Annotated in this window: 13 protein-coding genes; 7 read left to right on the top strand and 6 right to left on the bottom strand. The window is 45.1% G+C overall.

The genetic code is table 11. The annotated features are described in order from the left end of the window. The first annotated feature begins 113 nt into the window (after positions 1 to 113). Entirely contained in the window at positions 114 to 488 is a 375-nt protein-coding gene (locus tag AACT42_RS06365) for an ATP-binding protein (RefSeq protein ID WP_047691756.1), read from the top strand. Positions 489 to 492: 4 nt separating this feature from the next. Here the strand turns inward: AACT42_RS06365 and AACT42_RS06360 are convergent, their stop codons facing one another. The 5 genes from AACT42_RS06360 to AACT42_RS06340 form a co-directional block, all read right to left on the bottom strand. Beyond that, positions 493 to 1,629, bottom strand: coding sequence for an ABC transporter permease (locus tag AACT42_RS06360; RefSeq protein WP_013856658.1), 1,137 nt, complete (start codon positions 1,627 to 1,629; stop codon positions 493 to 495). Next, the gene (locus AACT42_RS06355) at positions 1,622 to 2,770 is read right to left on the bottom strand and encodes an ABC transporter permease (RefSeq protein WP_094132975.1); all 1,149 of its coding nucleotides are present in this window, start codon (positions 2,768 to 2,770) and stop codon (positions 1,622 to 1,624) included. Before AACT42_RS06355 ends, AACT42_RS06360 begins: the two co-directional genes overlap by 8 nt. A gap of 5 nt (positions 2,771 to 2,775) precedes the next feature. Continuing rightward, complete coding sequence (locus AACT42_RS06350; RefSeq protein ID WP_017042989.1) at positions 2,776 to 3,750, bottom strand: HlyD family secretion protein; 975 nt, start codon at positions 3,748 to 3,750, stop codon at positions 2,776 to 2,778. Next, a complete protein-coding gene (locus tag AACT42_RS06345) occupies positions 3,747 to 5,171 on the bottom strand; it encodes a TolC family protein (RefSeq protein ID WP_094132977.1) in 1,425 nt (474 codons plus the stop codon). Before AACT42_RS06345 ends, AACT42_RS06350 begins: the two co-directional genes overlap by 4 nt. 144 nt (positions 5,172 to 5,315) lie before the next feature. After that, entirely contained in the window at positions 5,316 to 5,570 is a 255-nt protein-coding gene (locus tag AACT42_RS06340) for a hypothetical protein (RefSeq protein WP_013856662.1), read from the bottom strand. A 360-nt stretch (positions 5,571 to 5,930) separates the two neighbouring features. Between AACT42_RS06340 and AACT42_RS06335 the strand changes: the two genes are divergently transcribed. The 6 genes from AACT42_RS06335 to AACT42_RS06310 all read left to right on the top strand — a co-directional run bounded on the left by AACT42_RS06335 (position 5,931) and on the right by AACT42_RS06310 (position 17,714). Continuing rightward, entirely contained in the window at positions 5,931 to 7,550 is a 1,620-nt protein-coding gene (locus tag AACT42_RS06335) for an ATP-binding protein (RefSeq protein WP_017044817.1), read from the top strand. Beyond that, on the top strand, positions 7,547 to 8,227 hold the full coding sequence (locus AACT42_RS06330; RefSeq protein ID WP_013856664.1) for a response regulator: 681 nt from the start codon (positions 7,547 to 7,549) through the stop codon (positions 8,225 to 8,227). Before AACT42_RS06335 ends, AACT42_RS06330 begins: the two co-directional genes overlap by 4 nt. Before the next feature lie 157 nt (positions 8,228 to 8,384). Next, positions 8,385 to 9,164: a substrate-binding periplasmic protein gene (locus tag AACT42_RS06325; RefSeq protein ID WP_094133401.1), complete on the top strand. Its 780-nt coding sequence runs from the start codon at positions 8,385 to 8,387 to the stop codon at positions 9,162 to 9,164. A gap of 24 nt (positions 9,165 to 9,188) precedes the next feature. After that, positions 9,189 to 10,163 (top strand): chemotaxis protein, encoded by a 975-nt coding sequence (locus AACT42_RS06320; protein WP_026027355.1) that lies wholly within the window; start codon positions 9,189 to 9,191, stop codon positions 10,161 to 10,163. 488 nt (positions 10,164 to 10,651) lie between these two features. Continuing rightward, the gene (pulA, locus tag AACT42_RS06315; RefSeq protein ID WP_094167979.1) at positions 10,652 to 16,693 is read left to right on the top strand and encodes a pullulanase-type alpha-1,6-glucosidase; all 6,042 of its coding nucleotides are present in this window, start codon (positions 10,652 to 10,654) and stop codon (positions 16,691 to 16,693) included. Positions 16,694 to 17,042: 349 nt separating this feature from the next. Then, positions 17,043 to 17,714: a DUF2726 domain-containing protein gene (locus tag AACT42_RS06310; RefSeq protein ID WP_094131690.1), complete on the top strand. Its 672-nt coding sequence runs from the start codon at positions 17,043 to 17,045 to the stop codon at positions 17,712 to 17,714. On the opposite strand, the gene AACT42_RS06305 is transcribed toward AACT42_RS06310, so the two are convergent. Further along, positions 17,702 to 18,763: a GGDEF domain-containing protein gene (locus AACT42_RS06305; protein ID WP_017042981.1), complete on the bottom strand. Its 1,062-nt coding sequence runs from the start codon at positions 18,761 to 18,763 to the stop codon at positions 17,702 to 17,704. The genes AACT42_RS06310 and AACT42_RS06305 overlap by 13 nt on opposite strands. Between the last annotated feature and the right edge of the window lie 127 nt (positions 18,764 to 18,890).

Genomic DNA, 18,890 nt, shown 5'->3' with positions numbered 1-18,890 from the left:
GACGTCTATACTGCCGAACTTAACTCAATCAAAACCAGATGTCGATAGCAAAATGAATCTTGCTGTGAAATTGGTTACTATTGGATATCCGTTTACTTACCTGTTGGATACACATGGCGCTAACCTTAACTTTGATCAGGGGATTACCCGGCTCAGGCAAAAGCACCTTAGCAAGGACGCTACATGCAAAGCATTTTGAAGCGGATATGTATTTTATCAATGAGAAAGGCAACTATTGTTATCAGCCAGATAAAATCGAGCAAGCTCATCGGTGGTGTCAACAGCAAGTGGAGCGCTGTTTAGCGCAAGGTGAGGACGTTGTTGTGGCGAATACTTTTGTTCGACAGTGGGAGATGCGAGCTTACCGCCAGTTGGCTAAACATTACCATGCAACCTTAGTGATTAATGTTTGCCGTGCGCAGTACCAGAATGTTCATGGTATCGATGATGCCACTGTTGAGCGTATGCGTCAGCAGTGGCAGGAATGATTAATTAACGCTTCCGCTGGAGTTGGTAAAAAGCAAGGGCTCCCCAACCAAACACTTGCACCCACAAGATCCCCCACTGAGTGCTGATTTGATCCCATGATGCGCCCATTTGGTTCAAACTGAGAAAACTCTGAATGGCAGGCGTACTTGGAAAGAGGTTGGATATCCAAATGATAGGGCGTGGAATTGCTTCTAACGGCCAAATAAAACCAGCTGAAAAAATCAGTGGCATTGAGCTGATTAATACCACTAACGTCACCAATTCTCGCCGCGGTGTAACTGAACCAAGCCAAATGCCGCATAGGCAAGAGGCCAGTAAGAAAGGCAGTAGAAGTAGCAATAAATGCCCCGCACTGGCGAGGGTGTTGACACCATGTGAGGTAAAACTGGCACCAAAGTAGTACATGCTGAGTAGATAATAAACAGCAACAAGGACAATGCTGCGTACCAATATTAATCGTAGCGGTGTGGTATGGCTCCAGTAGCCATTTCCGTGCTTTTGTGTTCCGCCCATTAATCCTGCCGCCATGATCATGGTTTGTTGTAAGATCAAAACAAACACCGCTGGGACAACGTAATCAACATAACCCATGCGTGGGTTAAAGGTCGGTTTTAGGTTGATGCTTGTGGCGGAATAGTGCTGAGCGGCCAGAGAAAGCGGTTCTCCTTCCATCACTAAACGTGACACTTTACTTTTCGCGGCTAAGGTTCCACCAGCTTGCGATAAGCCCTCAACGATGGTGCCGTACACTAGAAAGTAAGAGGCATCGCCAGCGTAGGCCAGTGTTGGACTTTTCCCAAGCAGTAGGTCTTTATAAAAATGTTCAGGAATCACTAAAATACCGCTAACTTTGCGGTTAAGAAAAGCCTGCTTGGCATCTTCAATGGTACTGTCTCGTTGAATCACTTTGACTTGTGGCGTTGCGTCAACCATGCGTTCTAGTTGGTAACTAGCTTGGCTTTTATCGAGATTGACAATCGAGAGTGTCTGCTCGCGTGGAGTTTGCTGCGTATAAGGCAAAGGGTATAAAAAGGAGTAAAAAACCACGCCACCAAAGACAGTCAACAGCACCACAGGGTTAGTGAATAGCGCTTTTAGCTCTGCTTTAAGTAGAGCAATGAATCGCGTAGTTTCAGTCATGGTTGATTCGCTCGGCTTGCTTGTGTTTACGGATAAGAATCAAAGTGAGCAGCAGCGGCAATGCATAGCCCAGCATTGGCACTAAATACTTCAGTGATGACAACAGCTCAGCGTTATAACTCACTTGGCTTACTTGCACTTCAATGTAGTGACTCACTGGTAGCAGGCCTCGCCACCACTGCGCTAGAGTATTCATATCCGTCACTGGGAACGTAATGCCCATAAACGCAAAACTTGGTGCGGTAAAAGCGCCAGCAAAACTCATCGCTCTGGCCGGATCGAGTGTTAGAAAGAAAAAGAGTGCGCCCATGATCATACAGGCGAGCGTCATTGCAAGTTGTGCGATAATCAATAGAGCAAAACTGCCGTGCATTGGCCACATTAATACTTGATAAAACCAGATTAAAAAACCAATCCCTTGCAACATAAAAATCGGCAGATAACGCATCAATGTTAGCGTTAAAATTCGTAATGGCTTTTCTCCAAGCCACGTTTGCAAACCAAAGTGACGATGGTTTGCAGCCAAAATCATAATGGTACTGACCACGACAACGATTTGCCAAAGAGCGGGTACAACCGCCGAGACTAAAAATTGCGCATAGCTTGTATTGAGATTAAACAGGGGCGTAATCTGTGTCCTGATTGGTACGGCTCGCCCCATCGCACTCAATGTGGTTTGTTGGCTAGTCGCTAGGTTTTTTACGACATCCACTTGGGCATTGAACGTACTTTGTGCTTGAACAATAGCAGAGTTGATCAATCGTCCAACCAAAATGTATTGGCTATTGAAGAAGGTCGATACTTGTGGCTGCTCACCACGAAATATTGATTTATCAAATTGATACGGAATGACAACGTACGCGTAAATGTCACTTTCAATTAACGCAGTTTTGGCTTGATTGACATCTTGGAACTGGTGCGTGACTGCCATGGTCGAGGTTGCATCGAAATCTCTTATCAATTGACGTGACAATTGGCTGTGAGACAAATCGACCACGCCAATCGGCAGATCGCGCACTATCCCTTGTGAAAAAATCCACCAAATACTGAATGCCAATACTATTGGTATCCAGCTTAGGCTAGACAATAGCCAAGGGTCATGGCGCAGCAGAGGCCATTGAGGGCGAACCTGAATCGACATAAGGCTTATAGCTCAACCACTAAACTCATTCCCATACGCAAACCTTCGACAGGTGTGGTAGGGCGAGCTTCGATTTCAAAGGTGCGTAAATCAAACCCTTGTGAGGCGTCTGTTGATCGCCACGTGGCGAAATCACCCATCACTGCAATGTGGGAAACGATAAATTCTACTTTGGCTTCTAAAGCAGGTAAGTAAGCCGTAAATGTTGTGCCTTTCGTAAAATGCTTGAGTTGATCTTCGCGTACGTTGAGTACCGCCCATGAGTCTTGGGTATCCACGACAGTGACGACAGGGAAGCCCTGTGGAGCCAGTTCGCCGCTTTGCAGCAGTACTTGGGACACTTCACCGTCAAACCAACTCTCAATTTTAGTGTCCGCGGCATAAGCTTCAACTTCCGCTACGGCACCAGCAGCCATACGTTCTTTTTCCGCGGCTGCGAGTTTAGTTTCAGAGCGTGCGCCTTCTTTGGTCATTTGATACATCTGAAAAGCGGCGCTTTCAGTATATTTAGCGGCCTGCCATTGGGTATTCGCTTCATCACGCTTTTGTTCAGCGACGACACCATCACGGTAAAGATTATTGACACGCAAATAGGTTTTTTCCATTAAATCCGCTGCGGCTTTGGCTTTAAGCCATTGATCTTTTGCCGCTTGGATCTGCTGATCGCGTGCGCCTGTTTCTGCTTCTTTAGCCAGTGCTCCCGCCGCTTTTTGACCCGCAATCGCTTGATCTAATTTGGCTTCAATTTCAGGGCTGTGCAGCGTGAAAATGAGCTGGCCACGTTCAACGCTATCGCCTTTGCGCACCAGTACCTGATCAATACGGCCGGGAACTTTTGAAGAAATACTGTATTGTTGAGATTCAATCTGTCCTTGTAAGCGAACAGGTTTAGGTTGAGATGCTTGGTAAAAGCGATAGCCTACCCAAGAGATCGCCACCACAGCAGCAAGAGCAATCAGTGTTGGTTTTACGGCTTTCATAAGGCATCCTTTTGAGCAGGTGATTCGTGAGTCATTGATGAGTGCAACAAAATCGCTGATTGTGTGTAGATAGGGAAAGTATTCATTTCACTGGTCAATGCCAGTAACTTATTTAAAGAAAGTAAGTAGTTGAAGCTGGCTAATGACTGTTGCGTTTTTATACTAGCAAGGTAGAGCTCTGCATCCACTACATCTAAAGACGTTGCTAAACCCTGACTGAATGCCTTTTGGCGTAGGTTCAGGTTTTCATTAGCCAGTGTGAGACTTGAGTTTAGTCCCATCACTTCTTCCAATGCTTGTTCGGCTTCCAAATAGGTTTTTTCCACCAACACGCTCAAATCTTGCTTAGCTTGCGCCTTTAAGTAACGTACTTGTGAGACTGCACTGTGCGCTGCTTTGACTTGATCGCTGCGACCCGATGTTTCAATTAACGGAATGTTGACCCCAACACCCACTAACCAATCCGGTTTCATTTGGCTGGCCAGCGAATCGTCTTCATGTAGGCTGTAATCACCGTAAAGGTAGACTTCTGGATAGTATTTGCCTTGTTCAGCTTTGATCAAGCTGCTTGCTTGCTTTTCTTTTGCTTCAAGTAGTGCCAAGCCCGGATAGGTATTGAGCGTTTGCTCCACAAAAACAGAGAGCGGCGGTAAGCGGTCATTGACAAACAGTGAACCACTTGGCTCGACTTTTTCTGTTTGACCTAGAATTTGGGTTAGTGCGCTTTGGGCAATATCTAAGGTTTTTTGTGCTTTTTTGCGTTCAACCGTTGCTTTATCTAATGAGGCTTCAGCTTGTAGCCGTTCCACATGGGCAATTTGTCCTTGTTGCTCTAACTTTAGTGCATTATCACGGTGCTTGGTTAACCCTTGCTCAACGGCTTGGCGAGTCACTAAAACCTCTTTTGCCAAAAGAACACTAAAGTAATATTTGCTCAAGTCTTCATAGCGCGCTTGTGTTTCCATTGCGAGCTGGCTTTGTGCTTCTTCTTTTTTACCTTCCGCAGCGGCTTGTGCGGCGCTGATCCGTCCGCCTGTAAAAATGGGCCAAATAGCGCGAATCGAAGAGCTGAAAATATCACGTTCGGTGATGGTTGATGTGATGGAGCCAGCACTGGCGAGTATCGGTCCTAAAGACGATGGGATAGATTGCCCAGTGCTATCGAATATCTGCTTTCCTGACAAAGTAACATCTTGGTCTAAACGCGTGTAGTTTGCACCAATAGAAACAGCAGGCAAATTGAGACTGTCTGTGGAATTTTCAATATGCTGATAGCGTTCGACATTTGCCCGCCCAGCGGCAAGTGAATTATTGCTCTGTTGCAAAAGATCCCATGCTTGTTGAAAGGAAATCGGCGCGGCGAAAGAAGGGGCTGCACCAAGCAGAGTAAAGACGAATAGGCTGAGTGTTTTCGCTTTCATGCTAAGCTCGAGTAATAGTAATTAGAGTTAATGCTCTAGTTTTTTGCTGCGGAAGTCAACAGTGCGATGGGTTGAAATGTCGAAACAACAGCAAGTGATATGCGCTAGCATGAAGCGCATATCACCAAAATTCAATATTTAAATTTAATACTTATGGTAAGAAGGGCAGAGATAATCGGCCCGCCAAACCAATTTTTTACTACCTCTCACGTTTGTACTACCTTGCATCGTGGTCAGCACGTCCTTACCCGACATCTGCGGGAAAGCGAGCAGCACTCTCAGGTCATCATTTGACTCAGTCGCTATTTCTTCATAAGCCCGAACATGAGTAAAGGTTGACTGTAAATGGTTAAACAGCATATCTCGGGAAAGGCAAATTCCAAAGGCATCGCGTTTCATTGTAAGTGTCCTTCTGACAATGTTATGAATGGAATCGATAGCAATTGGTATGGTTATTATAGGGCTATCTTTTTGTGAGGTTTCCTCATCATCTTCTTCACTGCACAATTAGTATACAAATGCTTTGGCATTATAAGATAAAATTTTTCTAAAATAGGCGTGATATAGATCACGAAATAACTATGATAATTTTTTATAAAACCTTGTGCATATTCTGCTTGGCAAGTCTTCGAAATAGATTGCAATAAAACGAACCAAAATGGTGCGTGGAATGCGTAGTATTGTTCACAGTTATTCGTTTCTCTCTTCGCTCAAATGTTAAATAAGTGTTAGCTTGTATGCAGAGTTAAAGAGGGATTTATGGTGTGGAGTAGTATCAGTTTTCGTAAGCGTATGCTGATCATAATGACCCTTTCAGGGTTGATTGAATTACTGCTGTTAGTTGCCGCTGGTTTTGTGTACATCAAACATTCTCAAGAAGAAGAGATGGGCCTAAAAGCTTTGGGGGTTGCTTCATTTCTTGCACAAACTCCATCAGTGGTCGATATGCTTGAATCTGGTAGTGGGGTGGATCACCAACAGCGTTATCGAGAGTTAACAAAATTAATCGGTGCAACCTTCATTGTTATCGGCGATCAACATGGGATCCGCTTAGTCCATCCTGTTGATGAACGAATTGGTCTTCCCATGAAAGGGGGAGATAACGATCAAGCTTTGCTACATGGTGAGTCATACGTTTCTTTTGCTCAGGGTTCATTGGGTAAATCCGTGCGTGGAAAATCGGCGGTAAAAAATGCCCAAGGACAGATCGTTGGTGTGGTGTCAGTTGGTTACTTAATAGAACGACTACAAGATAAAATTGAACCTTTTCTTATCTACTTAATTGGGATGGCACTACTGGTAGTGCTGGCGAATGCTGTACTTTCCAGCTACGCCTCGCGCCGTTTTCAGAAAGCGATACTCGGTTTTGAACCAGAAGAGATTGGCCGATTGTATGTCGAACTCGATGTCACCATGAGTACCTTAAAGGAAGGAATTTTAAGTATTGATGAGGCGGGTATTCTTCGTTCCATTAATAAAAGTGCGTGTGAGATTTTGGCGATTAACCGAGAGAAAGCACTGAATCAACCACTTTCTCTGTTTCTGCCTGAAAGTGATCTCATGAGTGTTATTGAAAGTGGCACGCCTGATCACGACATCGAGCTGTACCTCAATCAACAACGTCTGATCGCCAATCGAAGTCCGATTATTGTTGACGGTAAAGTGGTTGGTGCGGTGTCCAGCTTCCGCCTCCGAGATGAAATCAACGAGTTAACCGAGCAACTCTCCCAAACCAAAGAGTATGCTGAAATGCTGCGCTCTCAAACTCACGAACATCGCAACAAACTCAACACCATCAGTGGGCTTGTACAGATGGGAGAGCTGGAAGCGGTTCAGCATTTAATCGGCCAAGAAACGGCTCATTACCAATCGCTCATTGAATTTCTACGCGAGACAGTTAGAGATCCACTCATTGCCGGAATGCTGCTGGGTAAAACTGAGCGAGCTCGTGAACTTGGTTTGGAGTTAGTCGTTGAAGAGGGATCGCGTCTAGAACCTTTGCCGCAGCGTATCAATGCCGAAGATATCGTCACTATCTTGGGTAACCTGATTGACAATGCATTTGATGCGACACTCACGATGATCCGCAATGAAAAACGGGTGACACAAGAACGACGCATCATTGAAGTGTCACTCAGCGATTATGGTGCCGAAATTATTCTTGAAGTGGATGATAAAGGGTGTGGTTTACCCGAACAAATGTCGCCACAGCAATTATGGCAAAAGGGAGTCTCTAGCAAAGCAAAACATAACCGAGGTGTGGGTTTACACCTGGTAAAACAGTTAGCTGATCGCTATCAAGGGCAGCTAGAAATGAAAAGTAATCAAGATGTTGGAACAAGAGTTACGGTTTATCTGCCTAAGGAAGAACAAGTATGAATACCCGTGTCATGATCATTGAAGATGATATCGCGATTGCGCAATTACATCATCGTTACCTGACACAAATTGAGGGATTTGAAGTCATTGGCATTGCAACGACTCATGCCGATGCCCAATTGCAGTTAGATATCCTCAAACCCGATTTAGTATTGCTGGATGTTTATCTACCGGATGGTACGGGGCTCGATCTCTTACAGAAAGTTCGAGGCAATAACCAAGGCTGTGATGTAATTTTGATTACTGCAGCGCGCGATGTTGAGACGCTACAACAGGCAATGCGTGGTGGCGTAGTCGATTACTTGCTCAAGCCAGTCATGTTTCCCCGTCTTGAATCGGCATTGAAGAAATACCAAACCCAACAATTAGAGCTGGGCTCCGTGGCTGATGTTGACCAAAACGTAGTTGATAAAATGTTGACAGCCAATACCAGTGAGCTTCCCACTCATCTGCGTCTTCCTAAAGGAATTGATGGGGTTACGCTAGACAAAATACGCCATCTTTTTAATACACCATGCAGTTTGACCGCGGACGAAGCGGGAGAAAAAATTGGCGCAAGTCGAACCACGGCAAGGCGTTATCTGGAATATTTAATCAGCAGTGGTGAGCTAACCGCCGACTTAAATTACGGCACGGTTGGTCGCCCGGAGCGTTGCTATAAAAAAGTTGTGCGTTAGGCCGAGAGATTTAATGAGTTAACCGCATGAAATTTAATGCTATTTAATCACGTCGTTCGTATTGTTGATGATGAATGCTTGCGATGAACTAGACGGCGTTTCAAACCCCATCTAAAGTTTAAGGACAAAAGGCAGATAACATCATGTAGGAGAGAGGATGAACGTAATCAAATATCTGCGTACTATTCTACCTATGTGGCTAATCAGTGTGTTGGCATCATCACCTGCTTATCCCGCTAGTCTTGAAACACTAACGTATTATACAGAGGCCTATCCCCCTTTTAATTTTATGAATCAGGGCAAAATCACTGGAATTTCGGTTGATTTACTTCAAGAAGCCGCTAAATTCTCAGGACATGACCTATTATTAAGCCAGATCGTATTGCAACCGTGGGCTCGTTCTTACCGCTCTGCCATTTTGAAAAAAGACGGAGTACTTTTCTCGACAACAAGGACGTCACACAGAGAGGAATTATTTCATTGGGTAGGCCCAATTGATGACATCAAAGTTTCGGTAATTGCACGTAAAGGCAGTAATATCAAACTTGGGGATCCTTTAGAAATTACCTCCTATAAGATCGGGGTGATAAAAGATGACGTCGGCGAACAAATGCTATTGCAATATGGTGTTCCTAGAGACTCAATGCAAGAAGCAACGGATGTCACTATGTTGGCAGAGCAGTTAGTGAAAAAGCGTATTGATTTGATTGCATACGATGAACGGTCAGCCCATTGGTGGATAAAACAAGCAGGATATGCCCCCGATCAATTTGAAACACTTTATGTGTTAAAGCAGGGATTACTTTACTATGCTTTTAATAAAAATATAGACCAAACACTATTAGACGATTTACAAATGGGTATTGATAAAGTAAAGAACACGGTTAATGAAGACGGTGTTAATCGATATCAAGCCATATTAAACAAATACCAATAACCATTCTTAAGATTAGTGACCAGTATGAGCAACCCAAGTAGTACAATTTTGACAGAGAGTGGTACCAACGAACTTGAGATTATTGAGTTCCATTTAGAAAAGGTACTGCCAGATGGACGCACGAAAACCTGCTATTACGGCATTAACGTTGCGAAAGTTAGGGAAGTGATACAAGTTCCTGATACCACCGATTATCCCAATGCTCAGCCGCATATGATCGGTGTATTTTCGTCACGTGATGTACTGACTCCGTTAGTTGATCTTGCCGGTTGGCTTGGTGTGCCTACTAATCCAAGCCTTGATCGAAAATTTGTTATCGTGACGGATTTTAACCGCATGACCAATGGCTTTTTGATTGACAGCATTAGTCGTATTCACCGTATTTCTTGGAACGATGTTGAATCGCCGAGTCAGTTTTTAGAAGCGGGTGAGCAAGATTGCGTCGTGGCGGTTGTTCGCAAAGACGGCAACCTGATCATGATTTTGGATTTTGAGAAAATCATCGCTGACATCAACCCTGAATTGAGTATGGAAAAATACGATGTCACGGTGGACAGATCGGTCGACCTCAACCAAAAAATGATCAGCAAACGTAATGCGAAAACCATCATGGTGGTGGATGATTCGGCGTTTATCCGCAGTTTAATACAAGACACATTAAGCTCTGCAGGCTACAACATTATTGCGTGTAAAGACGGTGGTGAAGCCTATGAGAAATTGATGGAAATTGAAAAAGTAGCCAAGTCCGAAAACGTACCCGTGACAGAGTTAGTGAATGCGATCGTAACGGATGTAGAAATGCCGCGCATGGATGGTATGCACTTGTTGAAGCGCTTGCGTGACAGCGAAACTTATAAAACAACGCCGATAGTGATGTTCTCCTCGATCATGAGTGATGATAACCGAGCAAAAGCCTTAGCACTGGGTGCTGATGATACCTTGACCAAACCCGAAATTGGCAAAATGGTCACCCTGATGGATAAATATGTATTTGCTTAACCTTTATACTCTTCCCACTTAGAGTTGTTTGGGTATAGCGGTCAGTCTGCGACCAATTAAGGAGAGTCTCATTTGAGGCTCTTTTTGTTTTACCACAATTCTGAACGTTAAGCTCAGCGGCGCGAATAGCGAGCAATGAGTAAGGAGAGATGGGAGGAAGATCAAACTCTATTAGATTGGTCAAAATGTAATATTCTTTCACACTTTATCATTCCTCATTCTACGCTTTGTCTTTCCGATCACGTTTTTATCTTGCTCTCTCTGCTTTCCTTTCATCTCATTTACCCTGAGCGTGAGTGAACTCTGTGTTTTTCTTCTCCTCCCTTGGCTCTACGCCCTGAGAGCAAAATGGCAAGGGGGAGGTAATTGGCGGTGTCAAAATTATAACGTTAGCTTAGGTAGATATAGGCATATGTCTACTGATTTATAGGTTTTCTGCCAGCAGTGAGAGCAGGACGAGCACTAACGTTATAAAACGGATTACAACAATGAAAACAAACCTAACGAGAATGACTTTAGCGTTTGCTTCAATTGGTATGCTAGCGGGTTGTAATGACTCGTTAGACGTTCAAGTCATGGATGGGTATTTAACCAATGCCCAAGTTTGGCTGGATGTGAACGGCAATCGTCAATTTGAACAAAACGAACCTCAAGCGTATACCGACCAAAAAGGTATCGCAAAAATTAACGTGGCGGGGCTGCGTGGTGACGTAAAAAATTATTATCTGATGGCTTCTGCTATCAAGGGAAAAACCGTTGACCAAGATATTCCCACCGTCAAAATGGCGCGCAATTATTTAATGATGGCGCCAGCAAATTATCCGGTGATCAGCCCTTTTACGACTTACCTCAGCGTGCAGATGCAAAATGGTAAGCGAGAGAGTAAAGCGTTGGCTGAGCTGAAAAAGGCGCTGCGTATTCCAACTTTGGATGTCCAAGCGGATTATGTCGATAACCACATCTTGGTTGCTCAATCTGCTAAAGCGCTAGCGCAACTGCTACCTGCTACTATCGATGACTCCAGCTTGCCTGAATTGGCCAATACCTTGAAAAAAGCCAGTAAACGGTTTGGCGATGAGATCAAAAAAGCGCAGCGAGAAAAGAGCGATATTCGCGATAAAACACTGATGCTTGAAAATGGTGAGCCTGTTATTGGCTTTGATAGCGATAGAGATGGCGTAGCCGATTTGATTGACCACTTTCCTTACGACATCCAAGAGAGTATTGACTCCGATAATGATGGCATTGGCGATCACGCAGACCTAGACGATGACAACGATGGCTGGCCTGATGAAACTGAATTGCGATTAGGGACAGATCCTTATGACGCCTTAAGCTTTGCTGCCGATCTCGATGGCGATGGCATTGCGGATGTCGAAGATGATGATATTGATGGTGATGGGTGGAGCAACGCCGATGAAGCGCGTTTAGGAACGGACGCCAATGATGTTTCAAGCGTTCCTGCTGACCTTGATAGTGACGGTATTACCGATAGCGAAGATGACGATATTGATGGTGACGGCGTGGGCAACGCGCAGGATGTATTCCCACGAGATCGCTTAGAAAGCCTTGATACCAATAACGATGGGCTAGGGGATTTTGCCTCAAGCGACGATGACGGTGATGGCATCCCCGACAGCATTGATCCACAACCGAAACAGGCGGATAACTCGACAACCGAGCCAACCCCAACTTATCAAGAAGCGATCATTTACTACCTGCGTGATGACAATAATTATGACGACTGGGGACTACACCTTTGGAACAACGGTAGCTGTGATTCTGTTTCTGAATCTGCGCTTAATGGTGTGGATTGGGGAAATCCTTACTTAGCCTCAGAAATCGACCCGATTTATGGATCGATATATCGCATTCCACTTAAAGCAGAATATGGCAACTGCATGAACTTTATTGTGCACAGTGGCAATGATAAAGCGCTAGGAGGCGATGATTTAGTGCTGGATTTTGTCAAAGGCAATACGCTTTATACGCGCCACGGTAGTGCGGTATTGAACTACTCTCCGAATGAGCAAATTCAAGTTGCCATTGAGGGCGCAGCTGCACATTGGCTTGCGGTAAATCAACTGGCGTGGTTCGATCACAGCGAAGCGGCAAGCTATGAGCTTTGGAGCCGCGCGCAAGGCAATGGTGATATCGCCCATCCTGAACAATTCATTCATTACCCATTAGCCTTGTCAGGCGTGACAAATAATGCGCATTTCCCACATTTAGCGGGTCGAACAGCCTTCACATTGGATGTGAGCAATGAACAAGCTAAAGCGCTGTTGAAAACTCAGCTACTGACAGTGGCGAGAGATGCTGAAGGTAAAGTACTGGTTGCAACAAAAGTACAGATCCCAGGAATAGTCGATAATCTTTACACGGCGGGCAGCGATGATGCCGATGAAGCGAAACTTGGCGCTTGGATAGACGGTGATAGCGCGCATTTTGCGCTATGGGCTCCGACCGCGCAGCAAGTGGAGCTGTATCTGTATGATCAAGATAAAACCCTTCGCAGTACCTCACCGCAGATGATGGTTGAAGATCCAAACACCGGAGTTTGGCACTATCAAGGTGAGCGCTCACTGAAAAACAGTTTCTATCGTTACCGCGTGCAGGCCTACCATCCTAAAACGGCGCAACTTGAATGGATGACGACGACCGACCCGTATTCGCAATCGCTCAGCACATCCAGCCTTTATTCTCAATTGGTGGACTTAACCGCAGCAGAGTCAAAACCGGACGATTGGGATGCTCAAATTATTCCTGAACTGAGTCATCCTGAAGATAACATTCTTTATGAAGTACACATTCGTGACTTCAGCAACAGTGATAGCAAAGGAACAGCGGAATACAACGGTAAGTACCTTGCCTTCTTGGAAGAAGAACGTGACAGTGTTGCGCACCTGAAAAGTTTAAAACAAGCGGGTTTAACCACCATTCACTTACTGCCAAGCTATGATTTAGCGTCGATTCCAGAAGATGAGCAAAAGCGGGTCGATCTTAATGATACGGTCGCAAAACTGTGTAGTATTAACCCGCAAGCGTCGCTCTGTTCTGATGGCACGTCGATGAGCGCGACCATACTTTCTTTGTTGGAAAAAACCGACCCGGATACACCGCAAGCACAAGCATTACTTGCGGATGTGCGGCCGCTTGACAGCTTCAACTGGGGTTATGATCCATTCCATTACAGCGCGCCAGAAGGCAGTTATGCAGTGCAAAGTGATGGTGTGTCACGGGTGAAAGAGTACCGCCAAATGGTGCAAAAACTGCATCAGCTTGGTTTTCGAGTCGTGCAAGATGTGGTCTACAACCATACCTACTCGTCAGGTTTGTATGACAAATCAGTACTGGATAAAACCGTGCCCGGTTATTACCACCGCTTGAACCCCATCACAGGTGCGGTTGAAAATTCTAGCTGCTGTGACAATACCGCTTCAGAAAACCGTATGTTCGAGAAACTGGTGGCCGATAGTGTCACGATGTGGGCGCAAGATTACAAAATCGACGGTTTCCGTTTCGATCTTATGGGACACCTGATGAAATCAAGCATGCTCAAGATTTATGAGGCGGCGAAAACGGTTGATCCTGACACTTGGTTCTATGGTGAAGGCTGGAACTTTGGTGAAGTCGCCAACGGTGCCAGAGGCGAAAATGCCACGCAATGGCCAATGGCTGGAACGGGAATAGGGACTTATAACGATCGCTTACGTGACGGTGTGCGTGGCGGTGGTCCATTTGATAGCGGTGAGGCGCTATTAACCACTCCGGGTTTTGCTAATGCAGGTGATCGATTTAGTGATGAGCTGAAATCGAAAATGGACTTAATTCGCTATGGCATGGCTGGCAATTTACAAGCCTATCCATTGCAAACCGCCAGCGGCATGACAGTACTTGGCCGTGATTTCCAATACGGTGGTCAAGGCGCGGCCTATACACTTGACCCACAAGAGTCGATTAACTACGTCTCTAAACACGACAATCAAACCCTGTGGGACTTCAACCAATATAAAGCAAAAGCAGAAACCAGCTCAGCGGATCGAGCGCGCATGCAGATCATTGGTCTTGCGCCAGTAATGCTTGGGCAAGGTGTTCCTTTCTTCCATATGGGTTCAGAACTACTTCGCTCAAAATCGATGGCGCGCGACAGTTACGACAGTGGTGATTGGTACAACCGTGTTGACTTTAGCAAGCAGACCAACAACTGGAATGTCGGCTTGCCAAGAGCAGATAAAGATCAGGCCAACTGGAGTGCGATTCAAAGTGTGATAACCAACCCCAATACAGTGGCTTCCGCGCAAGATATCGCATGGACAGACAATGCCTTCAAAGCCTTGCTGGCGATTCGTGCGCAAACACCGTTGCTCAAGCTAATCTCTGAGCAAGAAGTGTTAAATCGTGTTCGTTTCCATAATACGGGGCCAAATGCGCAGCCTGGCATGATTGTTATGTCGGTTAATGATGGTGTTTCAGCTGGTGCGGATCTCGACCCTAACGTTGAGGCCATTGTTGTCGCCATCAACGCCAATAGCGTTGAGCAAAGTGTGGTTATTCCGAACGCGCAGCGCTTTGAATTACATCCTGTTTTACGCACAGCGCAAGATGTGCGCGTCAAAGAGAGCCAGTTTAACAATGGCCGCTTTACCGTTCCAGCCTTAACGGCGGCAGTATTTGTGATGCCGCAGCAGGGCGAGCAGGGTGCTGGCTTAAGCATTGATGCGCCACCAATTGATGTGGCACCTTATGGTTCAACCACGGTGTACGTGCGTGGTTCGATGAACGGTTGGGGAGTTTCAAATCCATTATCCTATCAGCAAAATGGTCTCTACACGTTTGAAGGTTATCTGACTCCCGGAGTGTATGAATTCAAAATTGCTTCTGAAGATTGGAGCACACTAAACCTGGGTTTTGGTGGCTTTAGTATCGCTAGCGGTTCCGCGACATTGGAAAATGCAGGAAATGGCAATATCAAGCTTACCGTAACAGAGCAAGGTGTTTGGAAGTTCACATTGGATGCATCCAACACATCGCAACTGGTGGTTGGCGTTGTGGATATGGGTGTTGACTACGCGTGTTATCAAGACAATAACCCCGCTTGTGATTTGCGAATTTATCAAGTGATGGTGGAATCCTTTGTTGATGGAGATTCAAACGTTGGTTACGGCGTTGGTTACGGCAACTCGCACCACCGTGGTGATTTGCAAGGCATCATCAATAGCTTGGATTATATTGCTAGCTTGAACGTTAATGCGTTGTGGTTAACGCCAGTATTTGATTCCTGCGCGGGTCAAAATGGCGATGATAAGCTTGACGCTACTGGCTATTTTGCGTGTGATTATTTCAACGTAGATCCTCACTTTGGCAGCAACGCTAAACTAAAAGAGCTGATTGATCGTGCGCATGACAAAGGGATGTACGTGTTATTGGATGGCGTATTTGGCCACACCAGCTCTGTTGGCGTGAAAGCGTCACCGAGCGGCAAGTTGCCTCAGCTTCATGACGGAGAAAGTGGTTATCCGGGCAAGTTGGTCACTTATCCTAGCCAAGCGAGTGAGGCCTTTTTCACTGAAGTTGCCAGCTACTGGATCCGTGAGTTTGGCATTGATGGCTGGCGTTTAGACCAAGCGTATCAAGTCCCGCTTGAGAGCTGGCGTTCGCTGCGCGCGGCGGTTGAACAAGCATCGCAAGATAACTTCAATGCAGGGAAATCATGGGGCACATTAGGTTATATGGTCGGCGAAGTGTGGCAAGGGGCTGATGACATTACCCTAACTGCGTATGGCAGTGATGCAAACCCAGCGCTCTCCTCTGCCTTCAACTTTCCTTTACGCTATGGTGTGATGCAAGCACTAGCAGTGGAAGAATCTGGTGCAAGCGGTAGCGCTCTGAGTCTAGAAGCCAGTTGGAATAACCGAGCGAAATCGCCTTATCACGCCATGCCAAATCTAATGTTAGGTAACCATGATTTGGTTCGCTTTGGTGACCTGATCCAACGAGGTAATTTAGGCGATTATTATGCGCGACATCTTGCCGCGTTCAGTTTTCTTGCTGCTTATTCTGGGCCAATCACGCTTTATTATGGTGAAGAGATTGGGGATGAAGTCGAAAACTTTGCAGCGCAAGTGACACAAAATTGTGCCGCTGTTGGTTTGTGTGATGATCACGTTGCTCGTTCTAGTGGCAAAGTAGATGGTTCAAGCTTGTCACCACAACAGCAAGCGCTGAAAAACAGCGTCAGTCAATTAATGCTACTGCGCAGCCAATACCCGTCACTGGCTAAAGGGGAGCGGCGTAATGTGTGGATTGACGAGAGTTTGTACGCGGATCTTAAAGTGTACGGTGATGAGCAGATCCTCTATGTGCTGAACACCAGCACCGCGGAGCGGAGATTATCTCTTGATATGGGAAGCGTAAAAGCTGCGACTCAATTGAAGGATTTAATGACTGAAGAGACGATCGCCACGCAAATCGGTACAACGACAATCATCGTTCCGGCTTTAACTGGTCGCTTACTTCGACTGGATTAATCGTTAAAGCAATGAAAGCTCGCTGCGGCGAGCTTTTTCTTTCTTTCTTTCTTTCTTTCTTTCTTTCTTTCTTTCTTTCTTTCGCCTACTAAGACTCTCATTAATGAGCCTCTCGTTGGTCATTGTCCATTGACAGAAAACACAAGTTGCGACATTTCACTCATTGGCGTAGCTTATCAACCTGAATGACACTCTGGTACACATTCTAGATTCAGCTTACAAGAGAGCCTGCTGCCATGTGGATTAGGTCACCCTCTTCAACAAATCCATAGTAATAAACTGGCCTTTGGGCGGTACTTCGTTTATTAATTAGCGAGTTAGCTAATTACTTCAACATGGTTTTTATCGTATGACCAACATTTTTATCATTGTTGCACTGCTGGTGCTGTTTTTTGTCTTTATCCAAAAGTACGTGATCAAACACGACGATACCAAAGATTACGCTTATAAGAAGAAAGGGGCGTTACTCAATATGTCGGAAGGCGCCTTTCATAACGCACTGAAATCTGCAATAGGGGAACACGGTGTGGTGTTGGCTAAAGTTTCAATGGCCAACGTGGTTACCCCAGCGGCGAACTTGAATAAAAAGCAGTGGTTCATCGCCAATAACCGAATCGCCAAAAACTATTTTGATTTTGTGGTGTGTGATGCAAGAACCTTAGAGCCGCGAGTCATCATCGAGTTGGATAACGGAAAAGAACTGCATAAAGGCAAGGTAGAGCGTGAAAAATTGCTGATGCATGTGTGTAAGTCTGCCAACATTCCATTGATTGGTGCGAACATCAAACACAGCTATCAAGTGAGTAAACTAAGAAGGTTACTGGCTGCACATATCGATTTGATTGAAACCGATAAAGAAGTGCGTTTTTGTAAAAAATGTGGCAGCCCAATGGTGATAAAAATTGCCAGCCAAGGCGAATTCAAAGGCCGACGATTCTTTACGTGTAGCCGTCAACCACAGTGTACCTATACTGAAAATTATAATGTGGTGTATGAAGTCGGAGAGGATCAAGAACTCTGAGAAGCCCAAAGTGTCGCATCATTTTTGCTGTCATTGACTTGGCAAATACGAACTTGGTTACGTCCATTTTTCTTCGCTTTATAAAGCTCAACATCGGCTAATTTCAGTAGTACATCCAACTTGTCACCTTCACGGTATTCACAAATACCGACACTTAAGGTCAGTTGGATTCGCTTCGAGCCATAAGCGTACAAATGTTGATTAATCGCTTCGCGTAATTTTTCTCCCACATGTTCGGCTTGCGCGATACTGTTATTAAACAAAGTCACACAAAACTCCTCCCCGCCGATACGGTAGAGGTTATCGTCGCCCACAATTTGAGACATTACCTGCGCCGTATCGATCAGCACCTTATCACCGGCATCATGCCCATGGGTGTCATTGACTTGCTTAAAATAATCAAGGTCAATCACCAGAAGACATAAAGTGGTATCTACCTTATTTTGCACAAAGTGAGCGAAGGCATGAGTGAGTGCTAAACGATTGTGAGAGCCCGTCAACGCATCACGAGAAGCAAGATAGCGTAGTGAGTTTTCGGTTTTTTTACGGCTAGATTCAAAAATATGAGCCACTGTCCAAATTCCGCAGTAGCAAAGAAGCAGATTGATCATCAACGGGATTGGATCATAAGCTTCATTCCATAAGGCTTGATAATAAATGTTGAACAGTTGCGGAATGAGTGCGATGCCCGTAGCGAGGCGGCCATGCTTAACCCCTAGCAATAGGTAAAAAAGTACTGGGAAAAACGTGGTCCATAAAAATAGACCATTACTTAAAGGCTGGATAAAAGTCCCTGCGCTGATAATAAAGATTAGAAAATAAACGTAGACACGAATATGAGTAGCTGAATGTGTTTGTTGCTTTGCAATCAAGTAAACGTAATAGGAGTAACACATGAAGACAAATTCTAATGCTGCTAGCCCGTAGCTGTAAGTGTAAAAAACGTTAAATAGGACGAAGAAAAATGCAATAGCGGTCAGCAGTAAGCTTAACCCACAAAGTACAGAGGCTCTCAAATGATGAGAATGATTGAATAATCGCACATCCATGTTACGTCACCGTATTGCATATCGAAGATATTGATAAAGCTTATAGTACGAGATAATTGGTCCGAATCAATGGATAATCTCACATAACTTATACAATGAAATAAATTGGACAGCTTACATCTATTGT

The sequence above is a fragment of the Vibrio sp. V15_P4S5T153 genome, from assembly GCF_963874485.1.
Lineage (GTDB): Bacteria > Pseudomonadota > Gammaproteobacteria > Enterobacterales > Vibrionaceae > Vibrio > Vibrio anguillarum.
This window is presented reverse-complemented; position numbering and strand designations above follow the sequence as displayed.